The organism is Phyllobacterium sp. CCNWLW109, from assembly GCF_037203905.1.
In the GTDB taxonomy this organism is placed as follows: Bacteria; Pseudomonadota; Alphaproteobacteria; order Rhizobiales; family Rhizobiaceae; genus Phyllobacterium; species Phyllobacterium ifriqiyense.
The window spans coordinates 455,090-477,621 of sequence record NZ_JBBCBK010000002.1 but is presented as its reverse complement, the minus strand read 5'-3'; the positions used below and the strand labels follow the sequence as shown (position 1 = coordinate 477,621).

The 22,532-nt window shown below is 54.0% G+C and carries 21 protein-coding genes; 5 read left to right on the top strand and 16 right to left on the bottom strand.

The features are described from left to right. Positions 1 to 59 precede the first annotated feature (59 nt). A complete protein-coding gene (gene tldD / locus V9K92_RS07590) occupies positions 60 to 1,472 on the top strand; it encodes a metalloprotease TldD (RefSeq protein WP_337353692.1) in 1,413 nt (470 codons plus the stop codon). Positions 1,473 to 2,196: 724 nt separating this feature from the next. Here the strand turns inward: tldD and V9K92_RS07585 are convergent. From V9K92_RS07585 to aroC, 9 genes are all read right to left on the bottom strand, one after another. Beyond that, the gene (locus V9K92_RS07585; protein ID WP_336440766.1) at positions 2,197 to 3,426 is read right to left on the bottom strand and encodes a class I SAM-dependent RNA methyltransferase; all 1,230 of its coding nucleotides are present in this window, start codon (positions 3,424 to 3,426) and stop codon (positions 2,197 to 2,199) included. Between the two features lie 13 nt (positions 3,427 to 3,439). Next, positions 3,440 to 4,174: a TlyA family RNA methyltransferase gene (locus V9K92_RS07580; RefSeq protein ID WP_337353691.1), complete on the bottom strand. Its 735-nt coding sequence runs from the start codon at positions 4,172 to 4,174 to the stop codon at positions 3,440 to 3,442. A 9-nt stretch (positions 4,175 to 4,183) separates the two neighbouring features. Further along, positions 4,184 to 6,103 (bottom strand): 1-deoxy-D-xylulose-5-phosphate synthase, encoded by a 1,920-nt coding sequence (gene dxs, locus V9K92_RS07575; RefSeq protein WP_337353690.1) that lies wholly within the window; start codon positions 6,101 to 6,103, stop codon positions 4,184 to 4,186. A 104-nt stretch (positions 6,104 to 6,207) separates the two neighbouring features. Beyond that, positions 6,208 to 7,131 carry a pirin family protein gene (locus V9K92_RS07570; RefSeq protein WP_115052123.1) on the bottom strand — a complete coding sequence of 308 codons (924 nt, stop codon included), beginning with the start codon at positions 7,129 to 7,131 and terminating at the stop codon, positions 6,208 to 6,210. Positions 7,132 to 7,203: 72 nt separating this feature from the next. Further along, complete coding sequence (locus tag V9K92_RS07565) at positions 7,204 to 7,458, bottom strand: exodeoxyribonuclease VII small subunit (protein WP_337353689.1); 255 nt, start codon at positions 7,456 to 7,458, stop codon at positions 7,204 to 7,206. A 3-nt stretch (positions 7,459 to 7,461) separates the two neighbouring features. Beyond that, the gene (locus V9K92_RS07560) at positions 7,462 to 8,388 is read right to left on the bottom strand and encodes a histone deacetylase family protein (RefSeq protein ID WP_337353688.1); all 927 of its coding nucleotides are present in this window, start codon (positions 8,386 to 8,388) and stop codon (positions 7,462 to 7,464) included. A gap of 84 nt (positions 8,389 to 8,472) precedes the next feature. Then, on the bottom strand, positions 8,473 to 9,756 hold the full coding sequence (locus tag V9K92_RS07555; RefSeq protein WP_115052126.1) for a cystathionine gamma-synthase family protein: 1,284 nt from the start codon (positions 9,754 to 9,756) through the stop codon (positions 8,473 to 8,475). A gap of 103 nt (positions 9,757 to 9,859) precedes the next feature. Further along, complete coding sequence (gene ribB / locus V9K92_RS07550; protein ID WP_115052128.1) at positions 9,860 to 10,963, bottom strand: 3,4-dihydroxy-2-butanone-4-phosphate synthase; 1,104 nt, start codon at positions 10,961 to 10,963, stop codon at positions 9,860 to 9,862. Between the two features lie 15 nt (positions 10,964 to 10,978). Continuing rightward, positions 10,979 to 12,073 (bottom strand): chorismate synthase, encoded by a 1,095-nt coding sequence (gene aroC / locus V9K92_RS07545; protein ID WP_115052130.1) that lies wholly within the window; start codon positions 12,071 to 12,073, stop codon positions 10,979 to 10,981. A gap of 168 nt (positions 12,074 to 12,241) precedes the next feature. On the opposite strand from aroC, the gene V9K92_RS07540 reads away from it, so the two are divergent. Continuing rightward, positions 12,242 to 12,496 carry a DUF1344 domain-containing protein gene (locus V9K92_RS07540; protein ID WP_115052131.1) on the top strand — a complete coding sequence of 85 codons (255 nt, stop codon included), beginning with the start codon at positions 12,242 to 12,244 and terminating at the stop codon, positions 12,494 to 12,496. Between the two features lie 11 nt (positions 12,497 to 12,507). Here V9K92_RS07540 and V9K92_RS07535 read toward each other — a convergent pair whose 3' ends face one another. The 4 genes from V9K92_RS07535 to V9K92_RS07520 form a co-directional block, all read right to left on the bottom strand. Then, positions 12,508 to 13,098 (bottom strand): histidine phosphatase family protein, encoded by a 591-nt coding sequence (locus V9K92_RS07535; protein WP_307286424.1) that lies wholly within the window; start codon positions 13,096 to 13,098, stop codon positions 12,508 to 12,510. A gap of 13 nt (positions 13,099 to 13,111) precedes the next feature. Then, positions 13,112 to 13,930 carry an enoyl-ACP reductase FabI gene (gene fabI / locus V9K92_RS07530; protein WP_008125268.1) on the bottom strand — a complete coding sequence of 273 codons (819 nt, stop codon included), beginning with the start codon at positions 13,928 to 13,930 and terminating at the stop codon, positions 13,112 to 13,114. 90 nt (positions 13,931 to 14,020) lie between these two features. Then, the gene (locus V9K92_RS07525) at positions 14,021 to 14,929 is read right to left on the bottom strand and encodes a J domain-containing protein (RefSeq protein ID WP_307283291.1); all 909 of its coding nucleotides are present in this window, start codon (positions 14,927 to 14,929) and stop codon (positions 14,021 to 14,023) included. A 126-nt stretch (positions 14,930 to 15,055) separates the two neighbouring features. Continuing rightward, a complete protein-coding gene (locus V9K92_RS07520; RefSeq protein WP_307283289.1) occupies positions 15,056 to 15,526 on the bottom strand; it encodes an RT0821/Lpp0805 family surface protein in 471 nt (156 codons plus the stop codon). A gap of 50 nt (positions 15,527 to 15,576) precedes the next feature. On the opposite strand from V9K92_RS07520, the gene pdxH reads away from it, so the two are divergent. Further along, entirely contained in the window at positions 15,577 to 16,188 is a 612-nt protein-coding gene (pdxH, locus tag V9K92_RS07515) for a pyridoxamine 5'-phosphate oxidase (RefSeq protein WP_337353687.1), read from the top strand. Between the two features lie 5 nt (positions 16,189 to 16,193). Here pdxH and V9K92_RS07510 read toward each other — a convergent pair whose 3' ends face one another. Beyond that, positions 16,194 to 16,946, bottom strand: coding sequence for a crotonase/enoyl-CoA hydratase family protein (locus V9K92_RS07510; RefSeq protein ID WP_337353686.1), 753 nt, complete (start codon positions 16,944 to 16,946; stop codon positions 16,194 to 16,196). A 10-nt stretch (positions 16,947 to 16,956) separates the two neighbouring features. After that, a complete protein-coding gene (locus V9K92_RS07505) occupies positions 16,957 to 18,732 on the bottom strand; it encodes an acyl-CoA dehydrogenase family protein (protein WP_337353685.1) in 1,776 nt (591 codons plus the stop codon). Between the two features lie 186 nt (positions 18,733 to 18,918). Here V9K92_RS07505 and V9K92_RS07500 point away from each other — a divergent pair, with 186 nt between their 5' ends. Further along, positions 18,919 to 20,109, top strand: coding sequence for a glycoside hydrolase family 25 protein (locus tag V9K92_RS07500; RefSeq protein ID WP_337353684.1), 1,191 nt, complete (start codon positions 18,919 to 18,921; stop codon positions 20,107 to 20,109). Positions 20,110 to 20,114: 5 nt separating this feature from the next. Here the strand turns inward: V9K92_RS07500 and purD are convergent, their stop codons facing one another. Next, positions 20,115 to 21,392 carry a phosphoribosylamine--glycine ligase gene (gene purD, locus V9K92_RS07495; protein WP_337353683.1) on the bottom strand — a complete coding sequence of 426 codons (1,278 nt, stop codon included), beginning with the start codon at positions 21,390 to 21,392 and terminating at the stop codon, positions 20,115 to 20,117. A 138-nt stretch (positions 21,393 to 21,530) separates the two neighbouring features. Between purD and ubiA the strand changes: the two genes are divergently transcribed. After that, the gene (gene ubiA / locus V9K92_RS07490) at positions 21,531 to 22,526 is read left to right on the top strand and encodes a 4-hydroxybenzoate octaprenyltransferase (RefSeq protein ID WP_337353682.1); all 996 of its coding nucleotides are present in this window, start codon (positions 21,531 to 21,533) and stop codon (positions 22,524 to 22,526) included. Positions 22,527 to 22,532: the final 6 nt, after the last annotated feature.

Sequence of the window (22,532 nt, the reverse complement as noted above, 5' to 3'; positions counted from 1 at the left end):
GTCGCGCGCAGCCCGAAGGCTTACATCCGGTACACCCAAATGAAACCGGACCGGATATAATGAAAAGCCTGATCGATAGTTTCGATGCACCTCGCGAAAAAATTCTGGATACTGTCAAGCAGTCGCTGAACGGCGCTGATGATGGCGAATTGTTCATCGAGTATCGCGAATCGGAAGGTCTCGTCTTCGACAATGGCCGGCTGAAGAACGGCTCTTTCAATCAGGATCAAGGTTTTGGACTTCGCGCTGTGGCTGGTGACGCGGTGGGTTATGCTCATGCTGGCGAACTGTCGCTGGGCGCGTTAAAACGCGCTGCCGATGCTGCCTCTGCGGTCACGACCGGCTATGCCGGCGCATATACGGCCGCGCCCCCCGGAACCAATAGCAGCCTGTACAGCGACGAAAACCCGCTTGGGTCACCCGGCTTTGAAGCCAAGGTGAAATTGCTGCAGGAAATCGACGCCTATCTGCGTGCCAAAGACCCCAAAGTTCGACAGGTCTCCGTGTCGCTGGCCGGTTCATGGCAGCAAGTCGAGATTTTGCGGGCCGATGGCCATTTCGTTCGCGATGTTCGCCCGATGGTGCGCCTGAATGTTTCGGTTGTCGTGGGAAGTGGTGACCGGCAGGAAAGCGGCACTTATGGCGCTGGCGGACGCAAGGGGTTTGGCGAATTCATTGCCACCGATAAATGGCAATATGCTGCAGATGAAGCACTGCGTCAGGCGCTGGTCAACCTTGAAGCCATTCCAGCTCCAGCCGGTACGTTCGATATCGTTCTTTCAAGCGGATGGCCTGGCGTCATGCTGCACGAGGCCGTGGGTCACGGCCTCGAAGGTGATTTCAACCGAAAAAAGACATCTGCGTTTGCCGGTCTGCTTGGCCAGCAAGTGGCTTCCAAAGGCGTAACAGTGGTCGATGACGGTACGATTTCGGAACGCCGCGGCTCGCTTACCGTTGACGATGAAGGAATGCCGACAAACAAGACCGTGCTGATCGATGACGGTATTCTTGTCGGCTATATGCAGGATCGCCAGAATGCGCGGCTGATGGGCATGCAACCCACCGGCAATGGACGGCGCGAATCATATGCCCATGCGCCAATGCCCCGCATGACCAATACTTATATGCTTGGCGGGGATAAGACCCCGGACGAAATTATCGCATCCGTGAAAAAGGGCATCTACGCCGTGTCATTTGGCGGTGGCCAGGTGGATATTACCTCAGGCAAGTTCGTTTTCGGCTGTACCGAAGCCTATATGATCGAAAACGGAAAAATCGGCGCGCCTGTCAAAGGTGCAATGCTTATCGGTAATGGCCCTGACGCGATGCAGAGAATATCGATGGTCGGCAATGATTTGCAACTCGATACCGGTATCGGCAATTGTGGCAAAGGCGGTCAATGGGTGCCTGTTGGCGTAGGCCAGCCCCATTTGCGCATGGACCAGATGACCGTAGGCGGAACCTCGGTTTAATCTTCCCAATCGATTTTCAAAGAACGCGGGTGTGGCGATCCCTTGCCACGCCCGCTTTGCGTCTGGCTATTGAGATGGTAGGAAAGACGGGCGGTCATCGAAGCGCGTCTTTGTAGTAGGTAAGCGATCCGAAGACCGCCCGTCCGGCGATTTTGCATTCTGTCCGTTCCGCTTGGGAGGCCTCGGCTACCCAAGGAGCGCCATTTGCGGCGCGCCATGCGTCACCTACTCGCCCCTTAAAGTGCTCGTCCAGCACGCGCCGTTCCTAGTAACGGCAGGGGAACCCTTGGACAGAACGTCCCCGGATAGCGGGTCCGTAACCCGCCATCGGAGGCGCCCATCCTTCCCCAAACTTCGAACGGCTCCGGAAGCTGTTCCCCGCGGGAAGGACAGGAGCAGAATAATTCAGAGCGGGAACTGTTGGATAAGTTTGTCGAGATTATTTTAGGAAAGCCTGATTTGCACAAACCAAATGCGCCCTTCGACAAGCTCAGGATGAGGAAGGTGGGTTGATTGCAGGGCGCCAACTCTTGCAAGGCTAGCAAGTTGTCGCTGCGACCCACAAAACTTCCTTCATGGTGAGCTTGTCGAACCACGCATTACATCAATGCCCCTTGCGCGCTCTTGAGCTTGCCTGAGGGGCGAACCACAATCAACTCAAGTGCAGTCAACAAACACTCTTATGGTCGGGCCGTAATCGAGGTTAGAGCGAGTAACTCGCAACCTATTTCTTGCTAAGCAAAGCCACGGCTTCCACATGTGACGACCAGAGGAATTGATCAACCGGCACAACGCGATCAATCTTATATCCCCCCTTGACGAGAATGCTCAGATCCCGTGCCAAAGTAACCGGGTTACAGGAAACCGCAGCCACCTTTGAAACCGATGATTTGGCGATTTCGATTGCCTGTGCTTCGGCACCGGCGCGGGGCGGATCAAAAACGAGACCATTAAATGGTGCAAGTTCTCGCGCCAGAAACGGGCGACGGAACAAATCACGTCGCTCGACACTAACCGGCTTCAATCCCTGTACGAAACGGACACTGCGATCAATTGCTGCAACAGCGCCCTGATCGCTCTCTACCGCATGGACGGAAGATTTTTCCGCCATTCTAAAAGCGAAAGTGCCGGAACCACAAAATAGATCCAATGTCTTTTTCGACTTGGCAAGATGCCCGGCTACCAGATTGCACATGGCTTCTTCTGCCTCAGCGGTAGCTTGCAAAAACCCGCCCGGCGGCAAGAACACTGGCACTTTACCAAAATGGACAAGCGGCTTTCGCGGCTCGACAATGATCTCACCTTCAAAAGAGAGGCGCGCAAAATCCTTTTTGATGACCAGTGCCGTTAGTGCCTGCCGCTTTGCAGCATCGGGCGCGCCGCATCCGGAAGCGGTGATATCAAGGCCGGATGCTGTTGACGTCACAGTGAGCTTGAACGGCTTCATGCCCCCGCCCAAAACCGCAACGAGATCGCGCAGATCATCAAGGCGGGATACAATCTCTGGCACCGTGATCGGGCATTCAGCAATGTCGATCAATTCGTGGCTTTGATGTTTATTGAAGCCCAGCACGGCTCCCCGCTCACTGGTACGCACGGCAAATACCGTTCTGCGGCGCGTCTGTGGTGCGCAAGTGACAAGCGGTTCAAGTTTGAACAGCAGTCCCCTGCCGCCAAGTGCATCTTGGACCAGCGATCTTTTCCATTCCTGGTAAGCGCTATCCTGCCAGTGCTGCAATGTGCAGCCACCGCACTCTTCAAAATGCCGGCATGCGGGTGCAACCCGCTCCGGTGATGGTTCGATCAGGGCCATCATCGTGGCGCGACCGTTTTCCAAGGCTACGTTGGCAACCTCTCCCGGCAGGGAAAATGGCACATAGGCGCTGCCAGCGGCCGTGGCAGCAATGCCGTCGCCCCCGGCGCCCATCCGTTCGATTGTTACGCGCGTGCTCATTGATGTTGTCTTTTCAGTTTTTGCTTTTAATACCGGCCAGAAGAAATTCGCGGTTGCCATCGCCACCCTCTATGGGTGAAGGGCAAAGCCCCAATGCTTTCCAGCCCGGCAATTGATCCAACCAGTCTCTTAGATCATTTGCGACGCGAATCCCATCCTCTGGATTGCGCAAAATGCCGCCCTTGCCAATTGCATCGCGGCCAGCCTCAAATTGCGGCTTCACCAGCAGCACACAATGAGCGCCATTTTCGGCCAGATCGAGCGCAGGGGGCAAAGCCAGCTTTAGGGAAATAAAGCTTACATCCGAGACAACCAGATCAATATTCCGGCCCTCAAGATGGTCACGCGCAAGAGCACGCGCATTGAGATTTTCAAGGTTTGTAACACGCGGATCAGAGGCGATGCGAGGATGAAGCTGGGCTGTTCCAACATCAACCGCAATCACATGCTGCGCGCCGCGCTCCAACAGGACCTGTGTGAAACCACCGGTTGAGGCACCTATATCCAGAGCAGTTCCTGTTACAGCAATGGCGAAATGATCCAGTGCTGCAATAAGTTTCAATGCTGCACGGGAAACATAAGCACTTGCGGGATCATCGACTGCAATCACTACGGTTTCAGCCACCGCAGTGCCCGGTTTGGAAACGACAGAGCCATCAACCGTGACAGTACCGCGCATAATAGCGTCTCGTGCCCGCGACCGCGTGGTAAAGAGCCCGCGCTCCACCAGAAGTTGATCGAGGCGCATCAATTGAATTCAGGCACGGGCAGGCGCAACCATATGGTTACGTCCAAGTGCACCAAACACCGCTTCCACAATTCCAGCACTATCAAGACCGGCACGGGCATAAAGCACTTCGGGCTTGGCATGATCGAGGTAAATATCCGGAAGCGTCAATGTGCGAACGCGCAATCCCTGATCAAGAAGACCATCACGACTGAGGAAGTGGAGGACATGCGAGGCAAAGCCACCGATTGCGCCCTCCTCCACAGTCACAAGCACTTCATGCTCGCGGGCAAGACGGCGGATCATATCCTCATCCAGCGGCTTGGCAAATCGTGCATCGGCGACAGTCGTTGAAAGTCCTGCCGCATTGAGTTCATCAGCAGCCATCAGGCACTCGGCCAGCCGTGTCCCAAAGGATAGAAGCGCAATTTTGCTTCCTTCACGGACAATGCGTCCCTTGCCGATCTCGAGAATGCTCCCTCGCTCTGGCAGGTCGATACCGATACCATCGCCGCGTGGATAGCGGAACGAAATCGGGCCTTCATTATACTTAGCAGCGGTACGCACCATATGACGCAGTTCCGCCTCATCCGAGGCGGCCATAACGACAAAGCCGGGAAGCGCAGCGAGAAAGCCAGTATCGAACGAACCGGCATGAGTGGCTCCGTCGGCTCCTACAAGACCGGCGCGATCAATGGGAAAGCGTACCGGCAGATTTTGCAATGACACATCATGCACAACCTGATCATAGCCGCGCTGCAGGAAGGTTGAGTAAATCGCCGCGAAAGGCTTCAAACCCTCACTCGCCAAACCTGCCGCAAAAGTAACCGCATGCTGTTCGGCAATGCCCACATCAAATGTACGGTCGGGAAACACTTCGCCAAACAGATCAAGACCTGTCCCACCGGGCATGGCTGCCGTGACAGCGACGATCCTGTCATCGTGGCGGGCTTCCTCGATCAGGCTGGTGGCAAAAATCTTGGTGTAGCTTGGCGCATTTGCCGGGGGCTTTGCCTGTGCGCCAGTAATAACGTCGAACTTGTTCACGCCGTGATATTTGTCAGCAGAAGCTTCCGCCGGGGCATAGCCCTTACCCTTCTGCGTCACCACGTGAATAAGGACAGGTCCGTCCATCGTGTCGCGCACATTTTTCAGTACCGGCAGCAGATGATCCAGATTGTGACCATCAATGGGGCCGATATAATAAAAGCCCAGCTCTTCAAACATTGTTCCGCCCGTCCAGAAGGCACGGGCATATTCTTCCGAGCGCCGGGCTTTCTCCTGCAAGAATTTTGGCAGTTTCTTTGCAAGCTGCTTGGCCGTTTCGCGGAAAGAACGATAGGCGCGGCCCGAAACAAGACGGGCAAGATAGGCACTCATCGCACCGGTTGGCGGAGCAATCGACATATCATTATCATTAAGGATAACGATAAGCCGTGCATCCAGCGCACCGGCATTGTTCATCGCTTCATAAGCCATCCCGGCGGACATGGCGCCATCACCAATGACAGAAATAACATTGCGCTTTATGCCCGCAAGGTCACTGGCCACAGCCATGCCCAGGCCCGCTGAGATCGAAGTCGAGGAATGTGCCGCGCCAAACGGGTCGTATTCGCTTTCACTGCGCTTGGTGAAGCCGGAAAGCCCGCCCTCCTGCCGCAGCGTGCGGATGCGATCGCGCCGCCCGGTCAAAATCTTGTGCGGATAGGCCTGATGACCGACATCCCAGATGATGCGGTCATGCGGGGTATCGAAAACATGATGCAAGGCGACAGTCAGTTCAACAACGCCAAGACCTGCACCAAGATGCCCGCCTGTCGTCGACACAGCGTCGATCAGTTCTGTGCGAAGCTCCTGTGCCAATTGCGGAAGGTCGGATTCCGGCAAAGCACGCAGCTGTGAAGGAATGGTCACGCGATCCAATAATGGCGTTTCAGGCTTGTTGTTCACTCTATAAATTCCAGTTTTAGCGTCAGAAATCGACCGGATGCGAGCTGTTGTCCTAGAGCAAATCCCCAGAACCGGCAAGCAGCCGGATTTAACGAAGGCTCACGTCAATTTTCAGGCAAAGGAATGAACTCTTCTTCGTCGCCCGGCACGATATCGAAGCGGCCAGTGCGCCATTCCTCTTTCGCCTGCTCAATACGCTCCTTCGACGAAGAGACGAAATTCCACCAGATATAGCGCTTGGACGATAGGGTAGCGCCGCCAAACAGCATGAAATGTGCGCCTTGCGGAGCAGAAATGATAATCTCGTCGCCCGGACGGAAAGCCAAAAGCCGGTCTGCCGGAAAGATTTGCCCCGCAATTTCGACGGGTCCATCCAGCGTGTATATGGCACGCTCCTCGGCCGCATTGGCGGGAATCTGGATATGCGCGCCCGGCTCTAGGCGAATATCGACATAAAGCGTTTCGGCATGCTGCTTAACGCCGGAACTTGCGCCATGAAACTGGCCCATGACGACGCGTGCGTCGAGCCCCGATTCTTGAAGCACGGGTAGTCGGCTCGCCTCGGTATTGGCAAAGGTGGGGTCAATTTCTTCCAGATGATCCGGGAGGGCGAGCCATGTCTGCAAACCCGATATAGGCAGCGGCTGCGTACGTAACTCTTCAGGGGACCGCTCGGAATGGACAATGCCCCGGCCCGCGGTCATCAAATTGACGTCACCGGGCTTGATGACCATTTCCGTGCCAAGACTATCGCGGTGGCGAATATTGCCATCGAAAAGATAGGTAACTGTTGAAAGACCAATATGGGGATGCGGGCGCACATCCAGCGGATCCGTCGGACGAAGGATTGCTGGGCCCATACGATCAAAGAAGATGAATGGGCCAACCAGCCGCCGTTTTGCCGTCGGCAATGCACGCCGAACTTCCAGGCCGCCAATGTCGCTTGTGCGGGGTATGATCAAGGTTTCGATTGAATCCACGGCGATGGCATCACCAGGTTCAGGATCGTTACCGGGGAAAAAGCTCATGGGAGGCAGCTCCAGACTGTTACAGTCCTAATCATAGCTGCTCATTTACAAGGTGAACAGCCTGCGCTGGTGTCACTCCGGATCGAGCGGCTCTGTACCCACCGGCTGACCGTCACGGCCAAGCTTGATCTTGTCCACCTTGTCTTCAGCGGATTTCAACAGGACGTCGCAATGCTTCTTGAGCGCTTCACCGCGTTCGTAGATTCGAATTGACTGTTCCAACGGCACATCGCCGCGTTCCAGATCATCAACAATCTTTTCCAGCTGATCGAGCGCCTGCTCGAAACTCATGGCAGCGATATCGGAGTTGTTCGGTGTATCGGCCATTTATCATCCTTCCATCAAGCGTTTGATATGTGCGCCTGCGGAGAGCGACATACCCTTGAGGTCGTACCCGCCTTCCAGAAGACTGACAAGACGGTTTGATGCGTAGCTCCCAGCTCTTTCCATAAGCTTGCCGGTTGCCCAGTCAAAATCATCCTCATTCAGGTTTATTTCCGCAAGAGGATCGCGATGATGCGCATCAAACCCGGCGGAGACAATAATCAGCTCCGGCTGGAATGCGTCGAGCGACGGCAAAATACGTGTGTTGAACGCCTCGCGGAAATGTTCGCTGCCAGTGTCCGGATCAAGCGGCGCATTGACAATATTGCCGACGCCTGTTTCGCTTTTGGCTCCGGAGCCCGGATAAAGCGGCATCTGATGCGTTGAGCAATAAAGCACGGATGAGTCTTCCCAGAATATATCCTGTGTACCATTGCCATGATGCACGTCCCAGTCAACGATCGCAACGCGCGCAATACCATGGGCCTTTTGCGCATGCCGGGCAGCGATAGCGGCATTGTTGAAGAGGCAGAACCCCATCGCCCTGTCACGTTCGGCATGATGGCCCGGGGGCCGTGACGCCACGAATACATTATCCGCCTTGCCGGAAAACACATCATCAACCGCAGCATTGGCCGCACCAATCGCTGTCAGCGCTGCTTCCCAGCTCTTTGGACTAACAGTCGTATCAGAATCGACACGAGTGAGCCCCTCTTGCGGTATCGTCATGCGAACGCGTTCCAGATAAGTTTCTGGATGGGCATAAAGAATGGTCGCTTCGTCGCCCATGGGCGCCTGAACGCGGTCCAACCCATCAAATGCATGATCGTCCAATACTTTGCCAAGCGCGCGCAAACGATCCGGCCGTTCCGGATGACCTGCCGGTGTCAGATGTTCAAGGTAAATCGGATGGGTATAGAGACGTGTGACCATAGGGCTTCCGGGTAAAGAAAAGGGGGCCATGCAAATCTGCACAGCCCCTTGCAGTTACACAAGCCCTACCTGGGAGTTTATGTTTTATGCCTCACTCAAGGCATGAGCCAGATCGGCAATCAAATCATCAGGATGTTCGATACCTATGGACAATCGGATCGTCGAATCCAGAACACCGATGCGCTGGCGCACATCAATTGGCACGCCGGAATGGGTCATCGTCGCAGGGTGACTGGCGAGCGATTCCGTACCGCCAAGGCTGACGGCAAGCTTCAATATCTGCAATGCATTGAGGAATTTGAAGGCTGCAGGTTGCCCGCCAAGAATATCAAACGAGAAAGTCGAGCCTGCACCTGTACATTGCGCGGCGAATGTTTTGCCCAGCGGCGATGACGGAGCATGATAAGGCAAATAGTGGATCTTCTCGACCTTTGGGTGGTCGCGCAAAAAGTCAGCTATCGCCAACGCGTTGGTGTTCGCCTTTTCCATGCGGATGCTGAGAGTTTCGAGCGAACGACCCAGCATCCAGCAGGAATGGGGATCAAGTTGCGTTCCAATGGCGCCACGCAGCGCCTTTACCTGCTTCATCACCGCTTTGGAGCCGAGGGCAGCGCCCGCAATGAGATCGGAGTGACCGCCGACATATTTGGTCAAAGAGTAGAGCGAGATGTCTGCTCCGTGTTCGATTGGCCGTTGAAATACGGGACCAAGCAAAGTGTTGTCACAGGCGATGACAGGACGGTGGCCCTGCTTTTCGCCGATCGCTTCCGCAATACGGCGGATCATCGCGACATCAACCAGGCTGTTGGTTGGATTTGCAGGCGTCTCAATAAGAATGACCGAAACGCGGCCCTTTTTCATAGCCTCATCGGCGGCACTTTGAACAGATGCCTCATTAACACCATCGGCGAACCCTATGGCAGCGACGCCCATATTGAGAAATGTCTTGGCCAGCAGCGTTTCGGTTCCGCCATAGAGTGGCTGCGAATGCAAGATTGCATCGCCCGGTCGAACGAAAGCAAGCAATGTCGTGGCAATTGCTGACATGCCCGACGAAAACAAGGCGCAGCTTTCGGTCCGCTCATAGACGGCAAGCCGATCCTCGACGATTTCGCTGTTTGGGTGATTGAAGCGGGAATAGACCAAACCAGCGCCGGTGCCCGCTGGCGGCTCGCGGCGACCGGAGACGAAATCGAAAAAATCGCGTCCCTCTTCTGCCGATTTAAAGACAAATGTGGAGGTGAGAAATACGGGCGGCTTAACCGCCCCTTCCGACAGTTCGGGATCGTAACCGTAATTCAGCATCAAGGTTTCCGGATGCAGTTCGTGGTTACCAATATGCGTCTTTGAAGGATGGGGTGCAGTCATAATGCTTTCCTCGCTAAGCGTGGCGTTTCGCAGCGAGGTTACAGCAAAGCCGGCGACTATTCCTTGCAAATATGCCGCCGGCTTCGCAATTGTAGAAAAGCAATCAAATAATATCGGTTTTGGTAATCTGGATGCCAAAACCCTCAAGACCCACGTAATGACGCTCACGTGACGCCAAAAGCCGAATCGATGTAATGCCCAGATCTTTCAATATCTGCGCACCAAGTCCGATTTGCCGCCACTCTTCGTCGCGCACACGGGCTTCGGCATGCGCTTCACGTTCTTGTAGCAAAGCACGGTTGCGGTCATCATCTCGGCCGACACCCACAGAGCCCTCGCGCAGATAAACGATGACGCCACGCTTTTCTTCGGCGATACGATTCATAATGCTATCAAGTGTGTTGCGGGCGCCGAAAACGTCACTCAGCACATCTTCACGCTGCAGGCGCACTGGAACATCTTCGCCGTCACGAATGTCGCCATAAACAATAGCAGCGTGGTGCATCGGCTCCCACGGCAACGCATAAGTAATAGCTTTTGCGGTTCCCGCGCAGGTATCGATCTCATATTCGCCGATACGCTCGATCAGCGTTTCCTTGCGCTGGCGGTATGCAATGAGATCCGCCACGGTTACCTGCTGCAGATTATGCGCTTCGGCAAAACCTGAAACCTGCGGGCCGCGCATGACCGTTCCATCATCATTCACCAGTTCGCAAATGACTCCAACAGGCGGCAAGCCCGCCAGCTTACACAAATCCACTGCTGCTTCCGTATGACCGGACCGCATAAGAACACCACCTTCACGCGCAACCAGCGGGAAGATATGTCCGGGGCGCACAAAATCCACTGCTCCGGCATTGGGGTTTGCCAGGTTGCGCGCTGTAAGGGTGCGGTCTTCAGCGGAAATACCGGTGGTCGTACCGTGCTTATAGTCAACCGTAACTGTAAACGCAGTTGAATGGGGTGCATCGTTGTCTGCAACCATTGGGGCGAGATTCAAGCGTTTTGCATGCTCGCGTGTCATGGGCGTGCATACGATGCCTGATGTATGGCGCACGATGAACGCCATTTTCTCTGGCGTGCAGTGTACCGCCGCTACGATCAGATCGCCTTCGTTTTCACGCCCATCATCATCCATGACGACAACGATTTCGCCACGTTCGAAGGCACGAAGTGCATCGACGACCCGTTTCTGATTATAGGCCATGGAGTAGTCCTTTGATTAGATGCGTCCGGTCTGGCCGCGATGTCTGAGATAGTGATCAGCGATAGCACAGGCAACCATTGCCTCGCCAATGGGAACTGCCCGGATGCCAACACAAGGATCATGTCTGCCCTTGGTCATGATATCCACCTGTTTTCCATCAGCATCAATGCTTTGACGAGGTGTCAAAATCGATGAAGTGGGTTTGACCGCAAAACGCGCCACAATGGGCGCACCACTGGAAATTCCGCCTAGAATGCCGCCCGCATGATTTGACAGAAAAATCGGGTTCCCATCATTGCCCATGCGCATTTCATCGGCATTTTCTTCGCCGGTCAGTGTCGCCGCGTGAAAGCCGTCGCCAATTTCAACGCCCTTAACCGCATTGATGGACATGAGATAGCTGGCAATGTCCTGATCCAGCTTGGCATAGATCGGAGCGCCAAGCCCTGCCGGTACATTCTCGGCAATCACTTCGATAACAGCCCCGATCGATGATCCAGCTTTGCGAATGCCGTCGAGATAATTGGCGAATGTATCCACAGATCCCGCATCGGGTGTGAAAAACGGATTGTTGTCGATTTCCGCCCAATCCCAGCGGCTGTGATCTATCGAATGCACACCCATTTTGACCAAGGCACCGCGAACGACAAGTCCGGGCACAACCTTGCGGGCAATTGCGCCGGCAGCAACACGAGCAGCCGTTTCGCGCGCAGATGAGCGCCCGCCACCGCGATAATCGCGGATGCCATATTTCACGTCATATGTATAATCGGCATGGCCGGGGCGGTATTGGCGGGCGATATCGCCATAATCCTTCGAACGCTGATCGGTATTTTCGATCATCATCGAGATCGGGGTTCCGGTCGAAACCAGAGTCACGCCGTCCTCTTGCAGCATAACACCGGAAAGCACGCGCACTTGATCGGGCTCTCGGCGCTGCGTAGTGTATTTTGATTGCCCAGGCTTGCGTTTATCCAGATAGGACTGGATCTCGGCTTCGGTAAAAGAGATGCCGGGAGGGCATCCATCCACAACGCAACCAAGCGCAATGCCATGGCTTTCGCCCCAGGTGGTAACACGGAAAAGATGACCAAACGTATTATGCGACATGAGCCTACCCGTCATTTTATCAGGGGGTTTTATGGACGTTTACACCTGTGGTCAAACCCGTCCCTCAAATTCCTTCATTCATCACGAAAAAAGCAATTGTTTTGCCACAAATGGACGTTCTAACTTGACTGATTACTCGGTCGATATTGTTTATAAAGGAAATCTCAGATGCGGTTCTTCGTTGCAGCATTTATGTTTGTCGCGTCCCTCTTTCCCGTTGGTGCATTGGCTGATGATGCGCAAGGCACAATAACAAAAATCGACGAGGACAATTCCACGATAACGCTTGATGATGGCAAGGTTTACAAACTGCCTGGTGAATTCGATCTGAGCGTCATTGAACAAGGCATGAAGGTGACTGTGATGTTCGACGTTGTTAACAAGGAACGTTTCATCACCGATATCGAAGAAACCACCGAATAAGGACGGCAGTTCTACATCCAGGTAAGCTTGCCGTTTTCGAGCCGGAGAATGTGATCTTGCGTGATGGCAAGATTTGCAGCGTCATGGCCGTCAAGCCCTTCGATCATCTGAAATATCGTGCGCAGGCAGCCGCCATGGGTGACGCATACCGTCGGTCCCTTTACTTCAGATAGCCAGCTGGCAACACGCTTGCCAAGAATCGCATAACTTTCCGCGGTTTTTCCAGGTGGAACGAAGTTCCATTTGTCGCGGGCCCTTGCCGTTACGAGTTCCGGCGTCTTGGCAGCAATGTCTTCGATCATAAAGCCTTGCCAATCGCCGAAACTCACTTCCATAAGCCGTGGATCAGTGCGGTAATCATGCGGATCAATGCCCATCCGCGTTCGTATCCGCTCCATCGTCTCGCGCGTGCGCCGCAATGGGCTGGCAACAAAATCAAATCCCTCACCATCGCCGATGAGGGACTTCATCAAATCACCATTGCGGTCTGCCTGAGCCCGGCCGCGCGCATTGATATCGATGTTTTCCTGTCCCTGAATGCGTTCAGACACATTCCAGTCCGTCTCGCCGTGACGCGAGAAATAGATAATCGTGTCAGGCAAGTTCACTTTGAGATTAATCCTTGACGACTGATATGTCCGGGGCATCGACGGCCTTCATGCCTACGACATGATATCCGCTATCAGCATGATGTATCTCGCCTGTGACAGAGCGTGACAAATCCGAAAGGAAGTAAAGTCCAGCGTCACCGACTTCCTCAATCGTAACGGTACGGCGCAATGGCGCATTATACTCGTTCCATTTGAGAATGTAGCGGAAGTCGCCGATACCGGAAGCGGCAAGCGTCTTGATCGGGCCTGCAGAAATCGCATTAACGCGAATATTATCCGGGCCAAGATCAACAGCCAGATATTTTACGCTTGCCTCAAGAGCAGCTTTCGCAACGCCCATGACGTTGTAATTCGGCATAACTTTTTCAGCGCCGTAATAGGTCAGCGTGAGAATGGAACCGCCATCCGTCATCAGCTTTTCTGCCCGCTTGGCGACTGCTGTCAGCGAATAGACAGAGATCAGCATGGTCTTGGTGAAGTTTGCTTCAGACGTGTCAACGTAACGGCCGGTCAACTCGTCCTTGTCAGAAAAACCAATTGCGTGAACAAGAAAATCTATCTTGCCCCAGTGCTTTTCGAGAGCTTCGAAACATGCGTCAATTGTTGAAGCATCCGAGACATCGCAATGGCCGCACAAAAAAGCATCCAGCTCCTGTGCGAGCGGCTCAACACGCTTTTTCAGCGCATCGCCCTGATAGGTGAACGCAAGTTCGGCGCCGGCATCATGCGCTGCCTTGGCGATGCCCCAGGCGATCGACCGATTATTGGCGACACCCATTATCAGGCCGCGTTTACCCTGCATCAAACCAGTTTTGGCGGTCATATACCAACCCTTCATGAGACTTATGATTGTGTGCGGTATCGCACAGCCCGCGCCGGGCTTCAAGCACACTGTCACCGTGGATTTGGTTTTTCAAACCTCCGATTGACGTAAAAATGCCTCTAACGCCGGATCTCCACCCTCGGGGAGCATGATCCGAACATGCGCGAAAAGATCGCCATGACCGTCAGGTTTTTTAGGCAACCCCTTGCCTTTCAGCCTTAAAACACGGTCAGAACTGGTCCAGGGAGCGATTTTCATTGCTACACGGCCACTTAAAGTCTCAACTTCCTGACGCGACCCAAGGGCAGCATCGCGCAAGCTTACAGGTAATTCCACATGCAAGTCGCGACCCTCAACTCGAAATTTTGCGTGCGGTTTAAAGCGGACTGTGACCAAAGCGTCACCAGATGTACCACCCGGAACGGCTTCGCCCTGCCCTTTGAGACGAATCGTTTGTCCGTTTTCCACCTGTGCAGGCAGTTTGATCGCCAGTCGCTTACCATTCGGAAACACAGCCTCGACTTTCTCAGCACCGGCAGCCTGCTCCAAAGTAATGTCGATTGTCGCCTGCAAATCAGCCCCTTTACGGGGACCGGCACGGCGTGGGCCGCCCATGCCAGCTGTCTCGCCGAACAGGCTACTTAAAATATCCTCGGCTCCGAAGCCGGATGTTCCACTGCGAAACTCGAAATTGCCGGGGCGTTGCCTGCCACCAAAGCCTGCAAACGGATCTCCGCCACCGCTTGAAAAGCCCTCGAAGCCTTGCGGAGCACGTTGTTTGCCTTCGCTATCAATTTCACCCCGATCAAACTGGCCGCGGCGCTCCTTGTCGCCGACAATTTCATAAGCCTGATTGATCTCCGAAAATTTTGCTTGCGCTTTGGGATCATCCTGATTTTGGTCAGGATGGTATTTCTTGGCGAGCTTGCGGAACGCCGATTTTATTTCGTCTGGTTTTGCCGTTTTGGCGACGCCCAGCACGGTATATGGATCGCGCATGTGAGTGCCCTTCCTCGCGACATGCGAACAGGTTGTCAGATTGCTTTTTGCCTATATGGGCTTAAATAGGAAGAAATTCCAGATTTTTAAACTCAAAAAAGAACATCAAAGTTCAAATTGCCCGCATTACATAGGGGCAAAGGACTTCAACGCCCACTGGCCGCCATTTTGCATGCAGGTCTCACCCTTGTAGAGCATTACACCATCAAATGATTCGCGCGATGTCTGGAATTCACGGCAAAGGCCGGTATCATCCTTTTTCTCGGCAATTGCCGTAATGGTGCCTTGGCTACCCGTTTCCGGGTTAGACCATGGCAAGGGTTTGCTGCCCCATTGGGTAAAATTGAGCGCCGAAACAATATTGCGTATCGTCGTCTGATCGGAAGAGCTCTTCGGGTCCACCTGCTGTGCAGAGGCGACAGAACCGGTTATGGTCGCCTTGTCGGGAACAGCTTTCTCGATACTGAAATCCTTCATGGCGCAACCGGAGAGCATGCAAACAAAAACACCGGCAGCGAACCCACTCAGGGCACCGAAACCTTGCTGTTTTTTTGCAACCAACTTCTTGCTATCAGATGATAGAAACGCCAAACACATACCTCTCTTTAACAAGGTCAATCCGAAATGACTATGGGACTATGGATTAAATGAAGTTAACAACCGATGACTTCACCGAAAAATCCGAACCATTCGCACTCTTCAATGAATGGCTTGGGGATGCGGTAAAAACCGAGCCAAACGATCCCAATGCCGTGGCGCTTGCAACAGTCGATAAGGATGGGTTGCCTAATGTCCGCATGGTTCTTCTCAAGGACTTCGACACCCAAGGCTTTGTTTTTTATACCAATTTCGAAAGCCAGAAAGGCGTTGAAATCCTTGGTTCCATGAAGGCAGCCATGTGTTTTCATTGGAAAACCTTGCGGCGGCAGGTTCGCATTCGGGGACCGGTTGAGATCGTGAACGACGAAGAAGCCGACGCATATTATGCAACACGCCCACGCGGCAGCCGCATCGGTGCATGGGCTTCAAAACAGTCCCGCCCGCTTGAAAGCCGGTTTGCTTTGGAAAAAGCTGTCGCCGAATATACGGCTCGCCATGCGATTGGCGAAATTCCCCGTCCAAAATACTGGTCAGGCTTTCGTATTCGTCCAACTTCAATTGAGTTCTGGCACGACAGGCCCTTCCGGTTGCACGACCGCGTGGTGTTCAGCCGTGTAACGCCGAAAGATGATTGGGGTAAAGAGAGGCTTTATCCCTAAGTTTCTCAAGGCTTCTTGCGCGAGAAGAAATTGACCATCGCATTGCGGGCCTCGTCGGCCTGCAATCGCTCGCTGAAGTGCTTTGCTTCAAGCTGCATGCGTTCCACTACCGATTCCCTGGGCATGCGCAGAAGATCGCGGGTTATTCGCATTGCTTCCGGTGGCTTGGCAGCGATATCGGTTGCGGCTTGCAAAACAGTCGCTTCCAGATCGGCAGCCTCAACGACCTTGTAGATCAGTCCGGCATCCTTTGCTTCAGCCGCACTCCATCCATCACCATTGGCAAGAAAAGCAAATGCCCGCTGAGACCCCATTAGTGCCGGACCAAGAAGGCTTGATGCTGCCTCGGGAACAAGACCCAGATCAACGAATGGCGTCTTGAACAAAGATTGCGGCGTCGCAAACGTCAAATCACAATGGAAATGGATCGTTGATCCTATGCCTATCGCCAGTCCATCGACACCCGCCAACAGCGGCTTTGTTGCATTGGCCAAGGCAATGAGAAAATCAAACACCTCAGTGCCCATCTGCCCCGACATGGCAAAAGCCATAAAATCCTGCAAGTCATTACCCGCAGAAAATGCACCGGGCGTACCAAGAAACACATTTGCCCGAATATCTGCATCGCCATCACCTTCTACCAAGGCTTTTGTCATGGCAGCGTACATGGCGCGGGTGAGCGCGTTTTTCTTTTCCGGCCGGTTGAACCGGATGATCTGGACAGCACCTTGCCGTTCGACCTGAATATGTTCTGACATGAGGCTTTCCTTAAAGGCTGAGAGCGGAGCGCGCGCCGAGCATACTGGCTGCGCCATTGAGGACACGGTCTTTCAAAGCGACGGTTTCATTGAGAAGGTTTTCCGCAAAAAATCGAGCCAGTACCTTGTGACGATCATCGCCACCTGCCAGCGCACCTTTCGCCAGATAGGTCGCTCCTGCGGCCAAACCGAACAGGCGCAAATAGGGCGTTGCACCGGCAAGTGCCTCGCTGATCTGCTTATTTGCCAATGTCTCCTGCAACCATATGCTTGTAGCTTCCAAATCGTTCAATGCGGCCCGCAACCGGTCTGCCGTTTCTCCCAAAATGGGATTGTTTGAAGCCGCAACTGCATCCGCAATGGTGCGAAGCTCGTCTATATAGCCCTTGATATGTTGGCCACCGCCAAGCGCGAGCTTTCGCTGCACAAGATCAATGGCTTGAATTCCGTTTGTGCCTTCATAGATCGGCGCAATCCGCGCATCACGCAAAAACTGGGCCGCGCCAGTTTCTTCGATAAAGCCCATACCGCCATGAATCTGAATGCCGATCGACGCGACATCGACTCCGATATCAGTTGAGAAGGCCTTGGCTACTGGCGTGAGCAAATTTGCTCGGTCAGACCAATAGCGGGCTTCCTCAATGGTGCCCGTTTTTGCCATGTCCAAGGCAAAAGCGCAGGCGTAGGAGATAGAGCGGGCGGCGCCTGTGAGAGCCTTCATTGTCAGCAGATTGCGCTGCACGTCCGGATGCTCGATGATCGGGCTCATGCCTTCACCGCTCCAGCCGGGCGCGCGCATCTGGCGGCGATCCTCAGCATAGGTCAGCGCTTTCTGATAGGCAGCTTCGGCAACGGCAACGCCCTGAATTCCCACCGCAAGGCGGGCATTGTTCATCATCGTGAACATACAGGCAAGGCCACGATTTTCCTCGCCGATGAGCCAGCCAATGGCGCCGGCCTCGCGATCTTTCACAAAGCCATCGCCATAAATCATCGTGCAAGTGGGCGAGCCATGGATGCCCATCTTATGCTCAATGTTGCTGCAGAACACATCATTGCGCGCCCCAAGCGAGCCATCCTCGTTGACAAGATATTTGGGCACCAGAAACAGCGAAATGCCTTTGGTTCCGGCGGGAGCATCAGGCAGACGCGCCAAGACCAGATGGATAATATTGTCGGTAAGATCATGCTCGCCATAGGTGATGAAAATCTTGCTGCCAAAGATCCTATAGGTGCCGTCATCGGCGCGTTCAGCACGCGTGCGCAATGCACCCACATCGGAGCCCGCCTGTGGCTCGGTCAAATTCATCGTGCCCATCCATTCGCCAGAAACAAGCTTGGGAAGATAGGTCTGCTGCAATTCTTCGGTGGCGTGCGCTTCCAGCGCCTCGATCGCCCCCAGGGTCAGCGTCGGCCCGATGCCAAACGCCATCGACCCCGAATTCCACATTTCAAATGTCGCAATAGCCAGCATCATCGGCAAGGCTTGGCCGCCGAACTCTTCCTTGCCGGTCAGGGCGTTCCATCCGCCGGAAACCCATTCCTGATAAACGTCCTTCCAACCGGGTGGCATGCTGATTTCAGCATCTTTGAGCGGGGTACCGTGCTTGTCGCCGACCTGAAGCAAAGGTGCAACGCGTGTGCTTGCAAATTTTCCTGCCTCTTCAAGAATAGCATCCACCAGATCACCGGAGAGATCGCCGAAACGGCCCTGCTCCATTGCCGCGGCCAAGCCAGCGATGTCTTTTAAAGTGTGAGCGATATCCTCGACAGGCGCGCGGTACATATCACAGTCTCCTCATCGTGATGCGGGATGACATTGCAACTCCCAGGTACCGAAAGGCAAGAGGATTTTTACGTAAACGTAAGTATTTATCTCTGATGGGCCGCTCTCCTATGGTTAACACCATGTTAACCCATTACGGCCACCATCCGTCTGGTATCTTGGGAAACTCCGTTACGAGGCAATATATTGGCGACCCGGCGATCCATATCTGCTCTTGCGGCTGCCCTTCTGGGAATGTGTTTCAACGGCAGTGCGAGGGCTACTTCCGAGTTCACGACACCTTGGTCAAATAAAGCGCGTGCAATCGTACTTGATGGTTACGAGCAAAATTCATTTAATCTTGCAGAAATCGTCAAAGACCCACGTATAGCAGCCTTCATCCATAAAGGTTCCGATGGCCTGCCTGCAAACTACCATTGCAAACGAATCGACGATGAGATGCAACAGGAGCTATGCAGGCGCATATGGCGCAACTATGCGGTTTCGCGCGAACTTTATCAGACACGTCGCATGCTCGCCAAAACTCTTGGGCTGAAATGGGGAGCATATCACCTTGGCCGTCCGGGCAATCCGATCGAACAAGCCAATCATTTTATTGATTATGCCGAACCAAGCGATGACGAGTTGATCGCAATCGACATTGAGGACAATGATCCCGAACGCTTCATGTCCTTACGAGACGCGCAGATTTTCGCCGAGCAGATCAAGCTGCGGACTGGTCGCTATCCAGTGCTTTATACCAATGGTACAACGGCAAAATATATTGCAGACCGGCGACTGGAATTTCCGATCTTGTCGCGCCTGCAGCTATGGTATGCGCGATATGAATCTAACATCGCTCCGCATTTTCCGAAAGGAAACTGGCAAGATTACGCTCTTTGGCAATTTACATCCCAGAGTAATTGCACCGAGCAGCGTTGCCCCTATAGGCCAACCGGAACCAATCGCGACATTGATGTAAACGTAGCTGACATGACTGTTGCCCAGCTAAAAAACGCCTGGCCTTTGGGCGAGTTGGTTCGTGCTCTTCCGCCGGACAATCTGCCGACACCGGGGAATCGCCCCTACCCTGAGGACGACATTCTTATGGCAGCGGCAGAAGTCCCGCTGGTTGACTACCGGGCTTTATGGGAATTGGCGCAATCCGCTATTACGACAGAAGGACTCATTGCCGGTGTTCATCAATTGCTCGCCCCTGCACCGGATACGGGAATTGATGAAACCTTGACTGCTTCTGTTACCAAGCCGCAGAAAAGCATGAATATCAATGAGGCGATAAACCTTGCAGCTATCGCTCGTGGATTGAAACAGCCAACCCACAGCGCGAACTGGACGCCTCTGACAGCACCCGGCAGACATTGTATCGCTGCACGATAGGAAGACTAGCTACGTTCCCGTTCAATTGCCCGCCATCCAATATCGCGACGATAAAAACCTTCAGGCCAATCGATCTTTGAAATGGCTTTGTAAGCTGCTTCTTGGGCGAGTTGCACAGTTTTACCGCTTGCCGTCACATTCAAGACGCGCCCGCCATTAGCTACCAGATCACCATCTTTCAAAGTGGTGCCTGCGTGGAAAACCTCAACCGCATCAGCCTCAGCCGCTGCCTCCACACCTTTGATGATGCTGCCCTTCTCCGGGGAGGTCGGGTAGCCCTTTGCTGCCATAACGACCGTCAACGCAGCGTCATCGCTCCAGCGTACGGACATCTGGTCCAGAGCACCATCGGCCGCCGCTTTAAGCAGCAACAGAAGATCATCTTTCAAGCGCAGCATCAGAACCTGCGTTTCCGGATCGCCGAAACGCGTATTATATTCAATCAGCTTCGGACCATCCTTGGTGATCATAAGCCCGGCAAAGAGAACGCCGCTGAACGGCGCGCCAATTTCAGCCATGCCGCGCATGGTCGGCTCGATTAGTTCGCGCATGGTGCGGTCAATGATTTCCTGGCTCATAACAGGTGCAGGCGAATAGGCTCCCATGCCACCGGTATTGACCCCCGTATCACCATCACCAACACGTTTGTGATCCTGTGCTGTCCCAAATGGCAGCGCGACTTTTCCGTCGCACAGGCAAAAGAAGCTGGCTTCTTCTCCATCGAGATATTCTTCGACGACGACCTCCGCACCGGCACCACCAAAGGCTCCCTCAAAACACGCGTCCACTGCATCCAACGCCTCCTGAATCTCGAAGGCTACGACGACGCCCTTGCCCGCTGCGAGCCCATCCGCCTTGACGACGATGGGAGCGCCCTGCTGTCTGACATATGCTTTTGCGGCATCGGCTTCAGAAAATCGCTGATAGGCACCTGTTGGAATATTGAAACGCGCACAGAGATCCTTGGTAAATCCCTTCGATCCCTCAAGCCGTGCCGCAGCTTTCGACGGTCCGAACACGGAAAATCCTTCAGCGCGCAAATCGTCTGCAATACCCGCTACCAAAGGTGCTTCCGGGCCGACAACCACGAAATCGATTGATTTGTCTTTGCAAAAGGCAATGATCTGCGCGTGATCCGAGGGATCAAGCTCCACACATGTTGCAACATTCGCAATGCCGGGATTGCCTGGAGCGCAATAGAGCTTTGTCAGGACGGGAGAAGCGGCCATTTTCCATGCCAGCGCATGCTCGCGACCGCCGGAACCTATCAGCAAGACGTTCATCGAAATTCCGCTCCTATAAAGAATTATTGCGGTGTCGGTATGGCTTAGACGCGCATGGGTCAAGCACGCAATAAGAATTTGCCCTGAAAATGCACATAGGGTGCTTGACTGTGCGGTTAACCGCTGCAAGGTCAAATCATGATTACAGAAAAAGATAATATTCAATCCCGGCACAGCCGTGGTCGCGTGTTCGATGCGCCATCGGGTCATTGGGTCTATCGCATTTTACCAAACTGGCTTTGGCCTTATGCACAACTTGCGCGCTGGGACCGACCAATCGGATGGTGGCTTCTCCTGTGGCCGTGCTGGTGGGCAACCGCACTTGCCGCAACAGCTGGCGCCAAGGTCGGCGAGCCATTATGGTCCGTTCTCCCCTCGCCCTACCACCTTATACTTTTTCTCATCGGGGCAATTGCCATGCGCGGGGCTGGCTGCACCTATAATGATCTTGCCGATGAGGATATCGACAACAAGGTGGCGCGGACACGTTCGCGTCCGCTGCCTTCCGATCAGGTAACCAGAAAACAAGCCAAAATATTTCTGGTGCTACAGGCACTGGTTGGTTTTGCGGTGGTGGTTCAGCTAAACTTTTTTACCATCATTCTTGCAATCGGATCATTGGCGATTGTCGCCATCTATCCATTTATGAAACGCATAACCAACTGGCCGCAATTTGTGCTTGGATTGGCGTTTTCATGGGGCGCGCTGGTCGGTTGGTCAGCACATTTCGGCTCATTGGATTGGCCGGCAATCCTGCTTTATGCCGGATCGATCCTTTGGGTCATCGGCTATGATACGATCTACGCCCACCAGGACAAGGAAGATGATGCTCTAGTTGGCGTGCGCTCTACTGCGCGGCTGTTTGGCAGCCGCACGCGGGAAGCCCTCATGGTTCTTTATGGCGGGGCGCTAGCGCTTTTTCTCGGCGCTTTTGCAGTGGCTGAAGTTCCTATGCCCGCCGTCGCCGGTCTCCTGGCGGCAGGTGCGCATATGTACCGCCAGATCATGACACTCGACATTGACAATCCAGATGAATGCCTGCGGCTGTTCAAATCCAACACTATTGTCGGCTGGGTGATTTTTCTTGGTCTTGTCGCCGGTGGGCTGTGGACCGTGGTCAAACCCATGTTTTAAGAGCTG